This is a genomic window from Actinomadura rupiterrae (assembly GCF_024172125.1).
GTDB lineage: Bacteria > Actinomycetota > Actinomycetes > Streptosporangiales > Streptosporangiaceae > Spirillospora > Spirillospora rupiterrae.
In genome coordinates this window covers 590712-607213 of record NZ_JAMZEA010000001.1, presented here as the reverse complement: position 1 = coordinate 607213, position 16502 = coordinate 590712, and the positions used below count along the sequence as shown (strand labels likewise).

At 70.2% G+C, this 16502-nt stretch carries 15 protein-coding genes and 1 pseudogene; 6 read left to right on the top strand and 10 right to left on the bottom strand.

The genetic code is table 11. From position 1 onward, the window contains the following. Positions 1 to 39 precede the first annotated feature (39 nt). The gene (locus tag FHU30_RS02805; RefSeq protein WP_253871071.1) at positions 40 to 636 is read right to left on the bottom strand and encodes a hypothetical protein; all 597 of its coding nucleotides are present in this window, start codon (positions 634 to 636) and stop codon (positions 40 to 42) included. A 522-nt stretch (positions 637 to 1158) separates the two neighbouring features. Between FHU30_RS02805 and FHU30_RS46865 the strand changes: the two genes are divergently transcribed. After that, positions 1159 to 2502, top strand: coding sequence for a tyrosine-type recombinase/integrase (locus FHU30_RS46865; RefSeq protein ID WP_253871070.1), 1344 nt, complete (start codon positions 1159 to 1161; stop codon positions 2500 to 2502). A gap of 100 nt (positions 2503 to 2602) precedes the next feature. Here the strand turns inward: FHU30_RS46865 and FHU30_RS02795 are convergent, their stop codons facing one another. The 3 genes from FHU30_RS02795 to FHU30_RS02785 all read right to left on the bottom strand — a co-directional run bounded on the left by FHU30_RS02795 (position 2603) and on the right by FHU30_RS02785 (position 5075). Then, positions 2603 to 2833 (bottom strand): hypothetical protein, encoded by a 231-nt coding sequence (locus FHU30_RS02795; RefSeq protein ID WP_253871068.1) that lies wholly within the window; start codon positions 2831 to 2833, stop codon positions 2603 to 2605. 1162 nt (positions 2834 to 3995) lie between these two features. Then, entirely contained in the window at positions 3996 to 4583 is a 588-nt protein-coding gene (locus FHU30_RS02790; RefSeq protein ID WP_253871066.1) for a class F sortase, read from the bottom strand. Positions 4584 to 4613: 30 nt separating this feature from the next. After that, positions 4614 to 5075 carry an LPXTG cell wall anchor domain-containing protein gene (locus tag FHU30_RS02785; RefSeq protein ID WP_253871064.1) on the bottom strand — a complete coding sequence of 154 codons (462 nt, stop codon included), beginning with the start codon at positions 5073 to 5075 and terminating at the stop codon, positions 4614 to 4616. Between the two features lie 1211 nt (positions 5076 to 6286). On the opposite strand from FHU30_RS02785, the gene FHU30_RS02780 reads away from it, so the two are divergent. The 3 genes from FHU30_RS02780 (at position 6287) to FHU30_RS02770 (ending at position 10079) form a co-directional block, all read left to right on the top strand. Continuing rightward, on the top strand, positions 6287 to 7282 hold the full coding sequence (locus FHU30_RS02780) for a DUF5715 family protein (protein ID WP_253871062.1): 996 nt from the start codon (positions 6287 to 6289) through the stop codon (positions 7280 to 7282). A 5-nt stretch (positions 7283 to 7287) separates the two neighbouring features. Beyond that, positions 7288 to 8856, top strand: coding sequence for an asparagine synthetase B family protein (locus FHU30_RS02775; RefSeq protein ID WP_253871060.1), 1569 nt, complete (start codon positions 7288 to 7290; stop codon positions 8854 to 8856). A gap of 395 nt (positions 8857 to 9251) precedes the next feature. Beyond that, on the top strand, positions 9252 to 10079 hold the full coding sequence (locus FHU30_RS02770; RefSeq protein ID WP_253871058.1) for a LysR substrate-binding domain-containing protein: 828 nt from the start codon (positions 9252 to 9254) through the stop codon (positions 10077 to 10079). An 81-nt stretch (positions 10080 to 10160) separates the two neighbouring features. Here the strand turns inward: FHU30_RS02770 and FHU30_RS02765 are convergent. Next, a pseudogene (locus FHU30_RS02765) lies at positions 10161 to 10326 on the bottom strand (IS1634 family transposase); the annotation flags it as partial. Positions 10327 to 10726: 400 nt separating this feature from the next. Between FHU30_RS02765 and FHU30_RS02760 the strand changes: the two are divergent. Further along, complete coding sequence (locus tag FHU30_RS02760) at positions 10727 to 10912, top strand: hypothetical protein (RefSeq protein WP_253871056.1); 186 nt, start codon at positions 10727 to 10729, stop codon at positions 10910 to 10912. Between the two features lie 86 nt (positions 10913 to 10998). Beyond that, positions 10999 to 11394, top strand: coding sequence for a hypothetical protein (locus tag FHU30_RS02755; RefSeq protein WP_253871054.1), 396 nt, complete (start codon positions 10999 to 11001; stop codon positions 11392 to 11394). A gap of 389 nt (positions 11395 to 11783) precedes the next feature. On the opposite strand, the gene FHU30_RS02750 is transcribed toward FHU30_RS02755, so the two are convergent. Genes FHU30_RS02750 through FHU30_RS02730 form a run of 5 tightly spaced genes read right to left on the bottom strand, consistent with a single transcriptional unit; the run spans position 11784 to position 16429 of the window. Continuing rightward, positions 11784 to 12296, bottom strand: a complete 513-nt coding sequence (locus FHU30_RS02750) for a hypothetical protein (RefSeq protein ID WP_253871052.1) — start codon at positions 12294 to 12296, stop codon at positions 11784 to 11786. Between the two features lie 35 nt (positions 12297 to 12331). Then, positions 12332 to 15244, bottom strand: a complete 2913-nt coding sequence (locus FHU30_RS02745; RefSeq protein ID WP_253871050.1) for an AfsR/SARP family transcriptional regulator — start codon at positions 15242 to 15244, stop codon at positions 12332 to 12334. Continuing rightward, positions 15241 to 15669 carry a pilus assembly protein TadG-related protein gene (locus tag FHU30_RS02740; RefSeq protein WP_253871048.1) on the bottom strand — a complete coding sequence of 143 codons (429 nt, stop codon included), beginning with the start codon at positions 15667 to 15669 and terminating at the stop codon, positions 15241 to 15243. Before FHU30_RS02740 ends, FHU30_RS02745 begins: the two co-directional genes overlap by 4 nt. Next, positions 15666 to 16091, bottom strand: a complete 426-nt coding sequence (locus FHU30_RS02735; RefSeq protein ID WP_253871046.1) for a TadE/TadG family type IV pilus assembly protein — start codon at positions 16089 to 16091, stop codon at positions 15666 to 15668. Before FHU30_RS02735 ends, FHU30_RS02740 begins: the two co-directional genes overlap by 4 nt. After that, positions 16088 to 16429, bottom strand: a complete 342-nt coding sequence (locus FHU30_RS02730; protein ID WP_253871044.1) for a pilus assembly protein — start codon at positions 16427 to 16429, stop codon at positions 16088 to 16090. Before FHU30_RS02730 ends, FHU30_RS02735 begins: the two co-directional genes overlap by 4 nt. Positions 16430 to 16502 lie beyond the last annotated feature (73 nt).

Sequence of the window (16502 nt, the reverse complement as noted above, 5' to 3'; positions counted from 1 at the left end):
CTGCGTGCGTTCGAAAATCAAAGGTCGCCCACGCGTCCATCACACATCCTCCAGCGGCGTGTCCAGGGCGATCGGCTGCCTCTTGTGCCTGGGAGCCTGAAGTCCATTGCCGTCGGGGTGGCGGATCAGCGCCTCCGCGAGCTTGTCGAGCTTCGCTAGGTCGAGTACCTGTTCGCTGCGTTGCAGCAGCTCGGCGGCGTCCCAGCGGTCACTGTCGACGAGGTTCGGCAGGAAGCGCCCAAACCCGAACTGATGTGCTGCCGCTCGTACAACGGCCACAGCGATCAATCGCCGAGTGGTCTCCGGATTCTGCGCGAGCTCCTCGGTCCTGGTCTCCAGCAGGACACGCGTGCGCTGGTAGGTCAGCTCGGTCTGGGGCAGACGGTCGTACCGGCGCCGGAGGTGCGGAACCGCTCCTTCAAAAGGCAGGGTCTCGCACCGCGCCCGCGCTACCTGATGAGCCTCGTCGCTGATCTCCTGGAGGGCCGGGACGCCGCCGATTCTGCGCAGGGTGTCCGCAAGGGCCTTCTCCACCAACCTGGACAGTGTGTCCAGGACGTCGCCCCGCTCGAACGCGCGGCGCACGGCCAACCATTTCGGCGGTAGGGACCTTGGGAAGCGATCGTCGTCGGGCATCGACCCCTCCTATCTGACAATGTCAGGCTTAGAGTGCGCCCACGAGTGCCTGTCTGTCAACATGTAAAGGGCGGGGTGGCTGGCTGCCCTGCAGAGGTCGGCTCAGCATGTGGACCCGTGCCCAGCGGAGCGGACCGCTGGCCCCCATCCGGTCAAATGCGAACGCGCTGCGGCGGCTGTGCTCACCATGCTTGACTTACCTGGCTTGCGAGCCACCGCCGGGTCTGCGGCGCCGGCTGTCTGGGCTGAGGCCCGGCCGGTCAGGGCGCTGTGGTGGAAGGGTGGGGCGCCCGTTGGGCGCGGGCGCTCGAACGTGATGCTGGTGCCCCATGCCAAGCTCCAGCTCCATCGTTGCCGGATGAGGTCGCTGGTTCGAGCACTGCTCGCCCTACTTGATCATCGGCCCCTGAACTGCAGAACGTGATCAGGTCTGGGCTTTTCAAGATCCTGGGAACACCATGGCACACCAGGTTTTTCGGGAGCTCCGCTGGAGCGGCAAGCCACGACCGGAAAGGCGAGATCGTGGCGAGCATCGAACGCCGCACCAACCTCTCGGGCCGGGTCACCTGGCGCGTCCGCTGGCGTGTCGGCGGCCACCGCACCGGCCGCACCGACGGCGAGACGTGCGACTCCCTGACGACCGCGCGCGACTTCGCCGCGCGGGTGCAACTGGCCGGCGAGCGGCGCCCGGAGGGCTACCCCAAGGGCTGCCGCGGTCTCCGGCTGCTGACCGCCGAACCCGAACCCGAACCCGAACCGGAGCCGTTGGGTTTCGGTGAGGTCGTGGCGGAGTACCTGGCGACCCTGGTGGACGCCGACCGCCGCACGGTGGCCGACTACCGCCGCCTCTACGCCGCGCACGTCGAGCCCGCCACCGTCCTGCTGCCCGGCGGCCAGGCCGTCGGCCCGCTCGGCGCCTTGCCGATCGGGCAGGCGGCCGCCCTGGACATCTGGCAGGGCTGGGTCGGCTACATGCGGACCAAGGTCTACGGCCGCACGCCGCCCAAGCACTACTCGGCCAAGACCATCCGCAACATCCACGGCACGGTGCTCGCGCCGGTCCTGGACTACGCGGTCATGCGCGGCTACTGCGAGGTCAACCCCTGCCGCTGGGTGAGGCTGCCCACGCGCAAGGGCCGCCCGGTCAAGGCCCACCATGTCCTGGACGTGGAGGAGTTCGCGGCCTGGATCGACTGCGCATACGCGGTCGACGACGACACCGGCGACATCACCGCGCTGATCCTCGGCACCGGCATCCGCTGGGGCGAGCTGACCGCGCTGCGCCCCTGCGATGTGCGCCTCACCCGCGCCGAGGACGGGGAGATCATCGGCGGCCTGCTCACCATCGCCCAGGTCGCCAAGGAGGACGAGAACCGCCAGCCCTACATCGACACCGCCGAAGGCAAGAGCGAGAACGCCTTCCGCACCATCGCCATCGGCACCGACGTCGCGCAGATCATCATCGCCCGCCAGGCCGACCGCCGCCCCACCGACCTGCTGTTCTCCTCGCCCGGCGGCGGCATCTGGCGCAACACCAACTTCCACAACCACCGCTGGGTCAAGGTGAAGGCGCTCGCGCTCCAGCGGGGCCTGACCAAGGATCCCAGCCCGCACCGGCTCCGCCATGCGCATGCCACCGCGCTGATCCCGCTGCACGGTATCGAGTCGGTGTCCAAGCGGCTCGGCCACGCCAACGCCGCCATCACCAGCGCCATCTACTCCCACCTCACCCCCGCTACCGACCTCGGCATGGCCACCTCCCTGGACGGCCGACTCCGCCGCCCCGAGCACCCGCACGCAGTGGGAGACAACCCCGGCGGCCAAGCCACGCCAGCTGCTGATCACAAGATCAGGAGCGTGTCGTGAACCAGCTCACCGCGCTCACCGAGGCGTGCCTGAAAGAGGAGGCGGCCACCGGCCCGTGGTGACCATCATCTGGTGCTGATCGCCGCGCTCAGCTTCACTTTCAGCTTTGGCCGTCGGCCTGCTCGCCGGCATCCGCTGCCTGATCATGCGCGGCGTGCATCCGCGACAGCTGCGACCGGCCCGCGCCCTCCTGGTCTTCTTCGGCACGGCGACGCTCGGACTCAACATCGCCGGCCCGATCTCCCAGTCCGCCTACGAACGTGCCGCCTTCGGCGCGGTCGGACCGCTCCTGCTGATCGGCTGGTCCGAAGTCGGGCTCGGCCTCATGCACCTGATTCACCACGTCCGACCCCAGCCCACTCCCACAACGACCGCGGTGGACCGTCCCGAGAACGTCCAACAGAACACGGCGCGCAGCGAAACTCCGAACGCGGAGATCCTATGCGACGCCAGGGGTGCTCCACCGCGGCCAACGGCAACGAGCCGGCGCTCACCCTGCACCGAAGTCCAGTGCCCCTGGGGGGGATCAGGTGAGGAGAGCACCCGGCAGCAGGACCGTCACGGACCGATTCCGACCTTCGGGCGGCCAGGCACATCGCACATGTGCCTCAAATGCGGCGCGAACCGTGAGGTGCGTCGCTTGCTGGACCGTTGTGAGGCCGCGGCCTGCGGTCCAGTGGGTGTTGGGAGGGCCGGGGTGGGCTTTGCGATGACCAGTTGGGGCTCGACCGAGGAGGCAGCGGGGTTGCCGACTGCGGCACCGGTTCGGGCTCTGGCGGATGGGACTCGGCCAACGGATCCGGGCGCGAGGGCCGAGAGCCTTCCGTTGGGGAGTGGCGGAGCGCGGAGGGCTCTCGGACCGCGGCCGGCCTCCGCCTTGATGACGCCACGTCGGCCCGACGCCGATCCAACACCGGCCCGACACTGACCCGGCACGACCCAACACCTGCCCGACAAGGTAGGGGCATGCCCCGGTCGGAGCCGACGTTGGCGGGTGCCCCATGTTTTGCTGCAGCAGCCGGTCGCCCGTGGGCAGGACCCTTGTAACCGCTTGAGCTGTTTGGCGGCTTCCTTGGTCTGCCTGCGGCGCAATGCTCTCGGTGGAGAAGAAGATGTCATCGTATTGGCAACCGAATGCAATGTGACGATGTGGTGGTGCGACAGCTCTTGTGCGAGGCGGGCTTCAGTGAGGAATCGCTGCCTTGCTTCGGCCGTGACCGCGATCTGCGGCAGCATGATCTTTATAGCGAGGCCATGCGGGGACGCAGGTCTCTCGAGGAGGTGTACGGCTCCCATGCCGCCGCGCTCGACCCGAGCCGGCGGGCCACCCGATGGCGCCGCAGGGCCCCGGGCCGGGGCGCCGTCGGCGACAGCTGCGAGCAGATGGTTGACCGCCGCATCGGGATCGGGCCCACATAGTGAATTTGAGTAGGGGACAAGACCGAAAAGGCCAACCCGTACGGTCCCCGCTTGTGCACGGGGGAGGAGTCGTCTCACATGGCGGCGTAGGCGATCAGGTTGTCTAGGTAGTGGCCTGCCTTGGTGTCGAAGTTTCCGCCGCAGGTGATGAGGCGAAGCTCGGGGCGTTGGGTGTCGCCGTACACCCGGCGGGAGGGAAACTTGTCCTTGGCGACCCGTTCGATGCGGTACACCCAGAAGGTCGCGGTGGTGCCGTCCTTGCGCTGGACACTGACCTTCTGTCCGGGCTTGAGCTGTCCGAGCCGGTAGAAGACGCCGGGGCCGGTCCTGGAGTCCACGTGGCCGACCAGTAGGGCGGGCCCGCGCTCGCCGGGGGTCGGTCCCAGGCGGTACCACCCGATCCGCTCCACCTGGGTCAGGGGCGGGACCTGGAGTTGGCCGTCGCGTTCCAGTCCCAGCGCCAGGAGCGGCGCGGACACCTTCACCGACGGGATCACGACCCGGCTAGGCACCGAACGGGGCAGCGGCCGCGCCGCGGAGGTGACGACCGGCGCCGAGAGCACAGGCGCGGCGGGCTGGGGCGGCTCTTGCTGGGACCGCATGCCCACGATGAACACCGCCACCCCGATGAGCACGACGGCCAGGGGGGCCGCCCCGAGCACGGAGCGGCCCCCCGATGCATGGTGGAACATCTAGGACTGCTCTGCCCGGCGGCGGCGGGCCAGCAGCAGGACGCCGCCCAGCCCGGCGATCCCGGCGCCGGCGGCCAGCAGCGCGGGGCTGCCCGTCTGCCAGGTACCGCCGGCGCCGGCCGAGACCGGTCCGTGCGGGTGACGGCCGTCACTGGTGGTGCCTTCGGTCTGCTCGCAGATGATGCCGTTGTCCTGGGTGGCGCATTGGCGGCCGACGCCACTGCAGTGGGCGTCGCCGTTGGAGCCGATGCAGTACTTCTTCATCCACTCGCTGGCCTGCTGGTTGGATTTGCAGTGGACCGACCGGGTGCCGGTCTTGCAGTCATGGAAGTCGACGTCGGTGACCGCCGTGTGGGCCGTGGCGGTGGTGAGCGTGTGGGCCGATGAGGTGCCAGCCATCATCCCGAAGCCCAGCACGCCCGCAGCGGCTGCCGTCGTGGCCATCCCGATGACACGGAACATGAACCCTCCCTTGATGCCGCGACCTTCGCGACCAGGAGATAGCTACCGCAGGAAGATCTCCGCAAAGCATGGGGTGAAAGCGCCATGTCGGACGATCAGGCACGAATGCACTGTCGTTTGGGCTCTGGATTGCCAACCTATGGATGCGATGTCGCGAATGATTGATCCACAGCGAACCATGGCGTTCTGGTGGTAGATGGGATTCTCGCGTGCGGTGGATCAGTCGATCACTTTCAGGCCTCGGGGCTCGCACCGGTGAGCGGTCGGACGGGTGAGTTCGGATGGGTCCGGCGTCCCGTGGAGCTGCCCCGGCACGGCTGACTGGTTCCGCCGCTCCAGTGGTCGTCCGATGCCGGGATCAACCCCCTGCGGAGCGGCGGCGAGGGAGTTCGGCAGGCGGTCTCGCCTCGGGGTGTCCACGGTGGACCGTGACGGTCAGATCCTCGGCCTCCGACGCGGGGCGTTGGCTGGCGCGGTCGGCTCGGTGGTCGGAGAGGCAGGCCGGCTGTCAGGGAGGTGACGGCTGGAGCGGGCGGCGTTGCGATCCGCCGGTATCTGGATGGGGCTGGTGGTTTCGGACGCTGGGGGTGAAGTGGATGGTTACCGGGGGGCGGCGATCCAGCGCCGGTCAGGGCGGCGGCATCAGGCCCACCCTGGCCGCCAGCACCCCGGTGACCGTCGTCGGGGCCCATGCTGTAGACGCCTCGAGGCTCATCGCCTCCCCTGTCGGCGTCCGGGGGCGACGCCCTACAAGTCCGGACACGAGCCATAATGCAAGTCCAGAGCCGGACGAGTCGACGCCTTCAATTAGTCCTTTGACTCCATTGGGGGCATCCTTGGGGCGAATTGGTCGAGCGGGTGGTCGCCCTTCGGGGGGTTCTGCAAAACACTTCCGCTGACGCGTCGCCGGCGCTCGCCGCGTCTGGCCTGGGAGAGCATGCCGGGAATTGTCTGCCTCCTCCGGCGCTGCACCTAAAGTGCGTCGCGCACTCTGGGTGTCCGAAGGGGGCGTACCCGACAATGTCGCTGCGTAATGTCGGTTACGTCGTGCATGCGGCGACCGCTGCGGAAGGTGCTTCTGGTCAGGGTATGGCCACCGGTACTGGAGCGATCATGGGGATTCTTTTCTTCGTCGCGAAGTTGTGGGTCGCTCCATCGGGTAGTCCGTTCTTGGCCGGATGTGGACCGTTGTCATTCTTAAATGAGGAGGCGTGGTGCATAACCTTTCCCGCGAAATGGTCGCCAACGGCATGAAGTGGACTTGGCCGGGATCGCCGGAGGCGGGCTCGACGGCCGAGGGGGCCGACTGGGGGGAGGGGCATGCACCCTCCGCTTGGGAGCGTTCCGGGGACTCGCCGGTGGTCGGCGGCCTGGAGTCCTATCGGGGCGCGGTGGCGGAGCTGTCCAGGGAGCTGTCCACCCGTCGGCTGGCGAGCGGACGGGCCGACCTCGAAAACGTGCTGAGGCGGCGGTTGGCTGAAACAGTGTTCGCGGATCTGCTGCGCCAGGTTCCCGGCGGAGCCGATGCCGCAGTGGCGGCGTTGTCGGCCGAGGTGGCGCGTTTCCGGCCGGCCCGTCCGAGCGCGGCCGGCGACCTGGTGGACCTGATCCGGATCTTCCTGCTGTCGCAGATCGACGCCGTCTGGTGGGGGCAGACGGCGGCCTACCGCACCGACGCCGACGTCCTGGCCTCCAACGAACTGATCGACCTCGATGACAGAGAGCTCGACGTCCGCTATCGCCGACAGACCGACGCGCTGGCGCGCCGAGCCGTTCGCGCGTGCGTCCGGTCGATCGCGCCGCACCGCAGCCCGCACACCGCGGGTCTGCGCTTCACTCAGGCCCGCCCCGAGGTGGTGGCGTTGCTGGAACTGCTGGCCGCCGACTTCGCCCGTCGCGCCCCCCGCGGCACGCCGCCACTGTGGATCACCAGTCTCACCCGCAGTCTCCAGCACCAGGACCGGCTGCGCGCACTCGGCTACCCCGCCATGCTGCCCAGCTCGCACTGCACCGGCCACGCCGTCGACCTGGCGATGTCCTTCTACCGCCGCTACGGAGCGGCCCGCCCCCTTCAGCAGCTGCTGTGGGAACGGCAGGAGCGCGGAGACCTCAACGTGATCGACGAGGGCGACAGCTGGCACATCTGTCTCAGCCCCACCGCGATCTCATCCCTGCGACACCACTTCACCACCCGGACGGGAGCCTGATCAGCATGTGCGGCATCGCACTCATCGTCGGCGCGGGCGCCGACCCTGCCCTGTTCGCCCAGATGCTCGGGGCACTGGCTCCCCGCGGGGAGATCCAGGAGGTCAGCCTCGGCGCCGACCTGCTCGCCGGCACCCAGCGGCTGCCCATCGTGGACCGCCGCCGGGCGGTCCAGCCCTGGCGGTCAGCCGACGGTCGCTGGCTGCTCTGCTACAACGGCGAGATCTTCAACCACCGCCAGCTGCGGGCCGAACTGATCAGCGCCGGCCGCCGGCTGCGCGGCGACAGCGATACCGAGGTCGTGATGGAGGCGTTTCTGACCTGGGGCGAGCAGGCGGTGCACCGGCTCCGCGGTGAGTACGCTTTTGCCGTCGTGGACCGCGAGACCGGCCGCGTGTACCTGGCGCGCGATCCGCTCGGCGTCAAACCGCTGTTGTTCGCCTGCCAGGGCGGCCGCCTGCACGTCGCCTCGGAGGTCAAGGCACTGGTTCCGGTCGGTGCACCGGTGAGCGAGGTCCCATCGGGTCATCACGGTTGGGCAGAGCCCGGTTCCGCGCCGGCTCTGGCCCCCCACCTCGATCTGCTCAGCCTCGGCGCCCAGGCGCCGCCGTTGACCGATCCGGTCGAGGCGGCGGCGCTGGTCCGTGAAACGCTGCGCGACAGCATCAGGGTCCGGGTGCAGACCGACTTGACGGTCGGCGTGATCTTGTCCGGTGGGCTGGACAGCACCCTGACCCTGCTGCACGTCAAGGCGCTGCATCCCGACTGTGTCGCCTTCACCGTCGGCGCGCCCGGCAGCGAGGACCTGGCCTACGCCCGCCGACTCACCGCCGACCTCGGAGTGCGGCACGAGGTGATCGAGCTGCAGCCCCGCGATATCCGCCTCGAAGAGATCAACGAAGCGATCCGGATAACCGAGCTGACCGAGTACGGCGACATCATCAACGCTGTGGTGTCGGTTCCCCTGTTCCGCCGGATCCGCGAGTGCGGGGTGAAGATCGTCCTCACCGGTGACGGCTCGGACGAACTGTTCGGCGGCTATGCGATGTACCACGACGTGCAGCCCCAGACCGTGCGGCGGCTGTTCCTGCACAAGATCCAGAACCTGTGCCGCACCGAACTGCAGCGCGTGGACCGCGCCAGCATGGGCCACGGCGTCGAAGCACGAGTCCCGTTCCTCGACCCCGCCATGGTCGAACTCGCCCTGCGCATGCCGCTGGAATTGAAGATGCGCGACGGGCAGGAGAAGTGGATCGTCCGCGAAGCCTTCGCCGACATCCTCCCCGACTACATCCGCCGGCGCCCCAAGAACCCCATGTCCTACTCCTCCGGCCTGCACGAACGCGCCCGCCTCTACAAGCCACTGTTCGCTCGGACCCATCGCCGCTACCGCTATGACCTGCACGAACCGGTGCGCCGCGACTTCAGCATCGTGCTCGAGCAATGCGGACTTGACCTCGACCGGGCACTGCAGGCCAGTGCCACCCGCCCCGACCACACCGTCACCGAGCACGCCCGCGACCTCCTCGGCGCTCTCCGCTGGAATCTGCCCCGCCCACTGGCCGCGATCCGCTGATCACTTGCCGGGTCTGTTGCGCGTCGGCTCGGGCCAGCGTCCGCTCAGCTTTGTGGTGACGGGGGCGTCCTACCTTCTTGATCACGGGTCGGGCGGTCCTTCGCAAGATCGGTGGACCTGGGGGATCTGGTGTGGCTGTGGGGGATTAGCCTGCATGTGACGGCTCTAGGGACATGGCCGCCCAGGACCTCGAGACGACTCGACCGCCAATTGAGAGCTGCGATGCGCTCGCTTGTGGGACTACGTCGACGAGGCCCTCTGCGGGACCGTGTTGAAGAGCGAGCTGACGGAGGTTGGTTCTGTCGCCCAAGGCTGACCGCGTTCATCTGCCAGGTGTGATCGCGGCCTGCCGAGCGGGTCGGTGATGTCGACGAGTTCTGACACCACGCTGGTGGTTGCGGTGTGATGATGCAGGTGCTATTCCGCGTGAGGGGGCGGCTGCGCTCGAGCGCAGCGCCGGAACCGCCCTGTTCGAGCGCCGGCCCGGCGGAGTACGGCTCACCCCGGCAGGATCGGCGCTCCTCCGGCACGGGCGCACGATCCTGGACGCCCTCGACGCGGCCGAACGCGAACTGACCGGCGAGACTCCGCGGACCGAACTCGTCCGGCTCGGCTTGTTCCTCAGCGCCGGGGCGATGCTGCTGCCCGCGACGCTGGACCGGCTCGCCGCGGTTCACCCGGAGATCAGGGTCAGCACCAGGGAAGGCACCTCGCCCAGTCTGGTCCGGCGTTGCGGGCCGGGTCGGTCGATGTCGCGGTGCTCGCCGCCCGCCCGCCCTCCCTACCGTCCGCCCGGCCAGGACGCTCCTCGCTTGCACGTCGACACGATCGACGACACCGAGTTGCTGCTGGCCGCGCCGGCCGCGGGAGAATTCTCCGGGCGGACGTCGGTGCACCTTGACGAACTGGCCGACGTCGCGTGGATCGCCGCGCCGTCGTCGAGCTCCGAACCTCTGCTGGGCGTTTGGCCTGGTCTCCCGGGACACCCCCGGATCGTGCACAGCACCCGCGACTGGCTGACGAAACTGCAGTTGGTCGCGGGTGGCTTCGGCGTCACCACAGTGCCGGCCCGGCTGTCCGCGGTACTGCCGCGCGGCGTGGCGCTACTGCGCGTCGAGGGAGCGCCGCAAGAACTCCGCCGGATCCTGGTGGCCCGGCTGCCCGGCCGGACCACTCCGGCCATCACGGCCGTCACCAGGGCGGTCATGTCGGCAGCGGGGTGAGTCGCCGCCGCGCGGACGGGGAGTGCGGTCGCGGCGTGTGCCGCCGATGCTCGCCCGGCTGACCACGCGATCCGTCATAAAGAATCCATCACCGGTATCGATCTCGAAATACAGGGTCGTCACGTCGTACAGCACCAGGCTTGCCGACCCCAGTCGGTGCGTGCGCGGCGCACAGCGCCGCCAACCGTTCCCGCCGCGCATCGGGCGCATATGCGGGCAACCGGCGCTTGGTCGCGGCATACGACGACGAGGCAGGAGGTGGGCTGTGCCCCAGGTCTGGGCCGGGATGACATCGGCAAGGAACACCGTCACGGTGTGTTGATTGACGCCGCCCCGGGGGTCGGTTGTGCAGGTCGGTGTCGACGTCTGGTGACGGTGCGTCGGTCGTAAGCGAGGCTTCATCGCGCCTAGACCGTTGGCGAAGCCAAGAAGGTCAGCACGCATCTTCGATCATGTCGCACCGCCTGACCGCAGGACGACGTTGCTGCACGAAGAGGAGGGCCGGCGGCCGGGTAGCAGCAGAGCCCGCCCCGATGGGAGATTTTGCCGCCCCGGCTCACGTCACCGTTACTAAACTACGAAGCGCACCACACACGGGATGCAACTCCCGACGCCACGGCGCGTCGACCGATGGTCCGCCGCGCGTCATGGCGATGCTGCCCCAGCCCCCGGCAGGCCTGCATCCCTCCCAAGCAGTCACCGCCAGCCGCGGCCCCCGCCTGATCAACAACCTCGCCTTCCAAGCCTTGCGGGCTACGCTCATCGCCGACAAGACCAGCGTCGACGAAACTGCGGCACGCTCGAGCCTCCATGAAGTCATCGCGACCGAGTAACCAACCCCCGCCTGGCATGATGACTAAGACAGACCCGTTACCAGCCCTAGGCGAGCATTTTGGCCGCGCCCGATTCCCAGGGTTCCATGCCCCAAAACGCCGCGGCGATCGAACTCCTCGACATCGCCTCCCGGCTGCTGCACGCGCTCGACCACCCGGCATCCCGCATGACCCCGGCCGCGTTCGCCACGCAGTGGCAGCACATCGCCCACCGCTGCCGCGAACTGGCCAACCGCGAACTCCTCAGCGTCGTCCCCGACGACATCCTCGTCTCCGAACGCCGCCGCGTCCTGGCGCAGATGGCCGTGCACCTGGCGGTGAACGCCGAATGGGCCGCCGCGGTCTGCGGACCCCACGCGGCCCAGATCCCCGACCTGGACATCGACGCCGCCAAGGCCTGGATTTCAGCCTGCGATGTGCTGCGCCACACCACTATCGGCATCACCCGAATGCTCACCCTCCACGGCACCGACCAGCCCTGAAAATCCCCCTCCGGCAGAGCGAATACCAAACCGACAACCTGCACGCCAAGGGCCTGCCGACACACCCTGGCAGGACCTTTCCGCATTGCCTCATCCTCACCATCAATGACGCGGCCATCCTCAACGTGAGTGATCGCTAACACCTGGGGCGAGGTCGAGATTCGGATAGCGCCGGCTACCTCGGCCAGGCTCTGCGGAGTCCAATAGGGATGTTCGGGCGGGGGAAGCCGAAGGCTTGGAGCTGGGGTGGCGCGGTGGACGAACGTGGCCCGTGGGCGTTCGAAGCCGGGTGTGGTTCTCGCTCGAGGACCGGGGGTGAGCTGGGGTGTCAAGCGGTAGCTCGTCATGGAGGGTGTTCTACCGTTCGAGGAGCAGGCGACACGATGGACTCATGGTTTGCGGAGCTGGCGCGGCGGGAGACGGCAGTCCGGTAGCGGATCGAGGAAATTGGTGAGCAGATCACCGAGTTGGCTGGGCTGCTGGAGGTCGAGGAAGCCAAGCCGCTGCGTCTGGTCATCACCGGGAACGGTGGAGGAGGCCGTGAGCGAGGCCGGGGGAAACCCCTGGAAGATCTGGCGGCCGGGCGCGACGCGGGGTGTTGGATCGGGGTGGTGACGGTGCCGCCGCGCGGCCGGGCATGACGGGTCGGGTTTGCCCGAGGCGTCTCGCGACGCAGCGGAGATCCTTGCCGACACCGCCGAGCCGATCCGGGCAGGGAAGATCGCGGCGATGAGAGGGCTGCAGGACCCCGCGGCCACGCTGGAGGGGCTGCGGACCAAGCTCAAGGGGCCGGCGAGCGCGGACGGGCGGTCGAGGACGGGCCGGGCTTGTTCATGCTGACCGCCGCAGCGGCTGGCGCGCTGACCGCCAGGCCGGGCGCGAGGCTGGATGGAGGCCACCATGCCTCTCCACGGCGTGCTGATTGCGGGGCTCCCGGTCAGGAGGAGCGCTGCCCGTTGGGCTGTTGGGCGCCGCTGTTCGGTTGGCGGGCGTGAGGGGTGCGGGCGGTGGCGCGAATGTTCGTCAGGAGGGCGTGGGTGGTGTTGTCGGGTTCGGTGTCGAGGTCGAGGAGGTGGGTTTCGAGGGTGCGGTAGGTGTGGAGGGCGGCGTCGGGGTGGCCGAGGTCGGCTTGCAGTTGCATGGTGCGGCGGTAGAGCTCTTCGGCGTAGGGGTCGTGGTGGAGGGCTTGCTGGAGGAGGGTGAGGGCGTGTTCGGGGTCGTCGGGGCGGTGGAGGTCGGCGAGGCGGGCGAGGGTGTCGGTGATGTCGCGGCGGAGGGTTTCGCGCCAGCGTTCGAGCCATTCGGCGGCGGGCCAGGTGTCGGTGGTGCCGCGGATTTCGGTGATGGCGCGGTGGTAGGCGGCGCGTTGGTCGCGGGGGTCGGCGGTGGTGTGGGCGGTGTGCAGGGCGGCGCGGAAGCGGCGGTAGTCGGTGTCGATGAGGGTGAAGTCCAGGACGTAGCGGTTGCCGTTGCGTTCCAGGAAGCGGGCTTCGGGGCGGCCGGTGGCGGTGCGGAGGGTGGTGCGGAGGTTGGCGGTGACGGTGTAGAGGCTGTTGGCGGCGTTGTCGGTCGGGGCGTCGGGCCATAGGGCGTCGGTGAGGGTGTCGGTGGTGGCGCCGTCGGGGTGCAGTGCGAGGTAGGTGAGTAGTTCCAGGCTTTTGCGGCGCAGGCCTTTGGTGACGAGGTGGCCGGCTGCGGTGAGGGTGAGCGGGCCGAGTAAGGACAGTTGGACCGGTGCCTGGGGTGCTGGTTCTGATGGGCGGCTGGGGGCGTAGCCGTTGGGCGTGGGGTCGGGCTGGTCAGCGACGGGCTGGTCAGCAGCGGGTCGGTCAGCAGCGGGTCGGTCGGCGGGTGGTTGGGCGGTGTGGGTGTTTGGTTCGGGGTGGCCGTGGGCGGCGGCGAGGGTGGTGAGTATGTCGCGGGCTTCGGTGGTGGTGAGTTGGTAGGCGTGCGCGCCGATGAGGTGGTGGACGGCGGGGCCGTCGGCGGCGATGACCGGGCCGGTGGGGTCGATGGTGCAGGTGCCGCCGTGGGGCCAGCGGCCGAGCAGGATGCCGGTGATGGCCAGGGGGCGGCCGGCGGCCAGGATCGAGGCGGCGCGTTCGGCGTGGCCGGGGTCAGGGGTGGTGACCAGCAGGACGGTGCCGAGCGGCTCGTCGGGGTGGTCGTGCCGGTAGGCGGCCAGGTCTGGGGTGTTGTCGGAGTCGGCGGTGTCCAGGAGGCGGGTGCGGTGCAGGAGTTCGGTTTCGAGGTGGTCGAGCGCGGTTGCGATGTGGTCGGTGATGATGAGCCCGGGGATCTGGAGGGTGACGAGGCCGGGACCGAACAGCTGGTCGGCGTCGGGGCGCGGCAGGACCACGCGGGACTCGTGGTGGGTGCGGTCGGCCAGCAGGGTGACGATGAGCGCGCGGGCGGTGGCCGCGGCGCCGTCCCCGACCAGGCCGACGCCGTCGGCGGCGTCCAGCAGGACGGGGAGTTCGCGGTCGTCGTCGGCAGCGATGTTGATCGCCTCGGGGCGGGGTCCGGACTCGGACTCTCCGGATGGTGTGTCGCTTGCCGGCAGGGCGCGGAAACGGGGAGCAACGCGCACGTCCGGGGCGCCGTCCGGTTCGTCGGGGGTGGGTTGGTCGGCGGTGGGGTCGGTGTGGTGGAGGTAGGTGTGGCGGACGCGGCGCAGCGGGGGCGGTAGCTCGGGTTCGGGTGGTTGGGTGCCGGGGCGTGGAGAGGGGCGGCGATGGCGACGGCGGTGGAGCCGCATGAGGGCGATCGCGAGGGCGAGGGCGGTGACCAGCCCGATCCCGATCAGGGTGCCGGAGGGGAGGGAGATCGCGACCGGTGCACGCCGCGCAGGCGAGGAGCCGTCGCTGGACGGCTCAGGGATCTCGGACGGTTCGGCAGTGCCGGAGGACTGAGTGGAGCCCTGGCCGGTGCCGCTGTGGTGCGGCGGGTGTGGCGGCGCCTGGTTGGCGGGGTGGCTCGGAGCCGACGGCGGTGGTGTGCTGGGCGGTGAGGCGGAGCGCCCCGAAGCGGACGGGCTCGACGCGGAAGGCGACGACGGGCGGGGTGACGAGGTCGGGGCGGGAGACGGCGGCGGCTTCGACGAGGGTGGAGGGGCGGGGCGGTCGGGGGTCGGGGAGGGGGCGGGCAGGAGGAGGACCCAGCCGGGGCGGATCAGGTCGGGGTCGGTGAGGGCGCGGCCGTCGGGTTGGGGGCGGCCGTGGTTGAGGTGGAAGATGTCGCGCCAGCGTTCGCCGTCGTCCAGGTGCTGGTGGGCGATGCTCCACAGGGTGTCGCCGTGGTGCACGCGGTGGGTCTGGCAGGTGGGTGCGGCGCCGGTGGGTGCGGGGCTGGTGGCTGCAGGGCTGGTGGCTGCGGGGTTGGCGTGCGTGGCGTGCGGGCGTGCCGTAACTGGGGCGGTGGGGGTGTGGGCGGCTAGGGGCCGGTAGCCGTCGGCGGCGACCGCGGCGGCCGGGGGAGCGGGAAGGGTCCGGGACACCGCTGGGAGCAGTGCGAGCGTGGCGGCGCCCAGCAGCGTCGCGGCCAGGGCCTGCAGGGGCCCCAAACCGGGCAGGCGGGGGGCGGTCCGGCCGCGCAGCAGCGCGACCAGTTCGGTGACCAGCGCCAAGGTGAACAGGCTCCACAGCAGCCAGGCCAGGCAGGCCAGGGCGTCGATGAGGAACCGGTCGCTCAGTGGCCCGGTCAGCGCGTCCCGGGCCGTGGCCGCGGTCGGGAGCGAGTGCGGCAGCGGCCAGCCGACGAAGGCGGCCAGAGCGGCGGGCGGGGCGGCGAGTGCGGCCAGCGTGGTGAGGGCGGCGGTGAGGGTGCGGGCGAGGCGCCCCAGGCTGGTCACCGCAGTTCCCGGGTGATGCCGTGGGCGGGGCGGGCCCGGCCGGTGGCGTGCACGGTGATCGATCCGAGGCCGACGATGCGGAGGATCTGCAGGTGCTGGGTGCGGGTGAGGGTGACGGTGACCTCGTGCCCGGTGGCTTGGACCTGGCCATCGCCGAGTCCGGCCGCGGTCAGGTAGGCGCGGGCGGCATCGGCGGCGCGGGCCGGGTCCAGGATGACGATGCCGCGTTGCCGGTAGGCGGTCAGGTCGATGGCCTGGGCGCCGGCGCGGGCGGCTTCTTGGGCTTGGCCGAGGGCGCGGATGCGGGCGGCCAGGACCAGGCCGCCGTCCAGTACCAGCCCGATGCACATCACCAGCGCGGCGGTCATCACCATGGCGAAGGCGGTGATGCTGCCGGCGTCCCGGCGGCTGCGGGGAGGGGTCATGGCTGCACCTCGCTGCGCCACTGGTCGATCGGGGCGGTGAAGGTGGCCGAGACCGTCCGGGTGCCGGGCAGGTGCAGCAGCGCGAGTTGCGCCAGCGTCACCGTGCAGGTCACGTGCACGGTGATGTGGCCGCCGGGGCGGAACTGGGCGGTGTCGGCGGTGGTGTCCAGGTGCCGGCAGCTGACGGCGGCGCGGTCGATCGCGGCGCGGGCGGTGGTCGCGGCGGCCTGGTCGGCGGTCGCGGGGCCGGGTTGGCTGGAGGCGGCGCGGGCGGCCTGGTGGGCGGCGTCGGTGACTTTCTGCTGCGCCGACACCAGCCGTCCGGCGGCCACCGCCAGCAGCACCAGCAGCATCAGCAGTGGGGTGAGCAGGACCAGTTCGGCGCTGGCCGAGCCGCGGCACCGGGGGCGTGGGGTGGTCATGGCGGTGGGTGCGGGTGGAAGCGTTCGACCGGCCCGGCCGCGCGGGCGCGGACCGGCAGGTGCAGGAACGGGGCGGGCAGCACCCGTGGGGCGGTCCCGTGGATCTGGACGGTGACGGTGTCGGCGGTGCGGGTGATGGTGATGGACGCATCGCCGAGCGCGTGCGGGCCGATCTGGGCGCGGACCGCCTCGGCGCGGGCGCGGCCGTCGGCGGCGGTGGCGCCGTCCACGCGGGCGGCCGACAGCGCTTCGGCGGCGGTGGCCTGGGCGAGGTGCACCGCGTGCGCCCAGACCGCGAACTGCACCACCAGCAGGATCAGCACCAGCAGCAGCGGCATCGCCACCACGGTCTCGGCGGTGGCCGCGCCGCGATCGCGTCGGGGATTTGGCCGGGCGCCGTGCTCGCGCCGC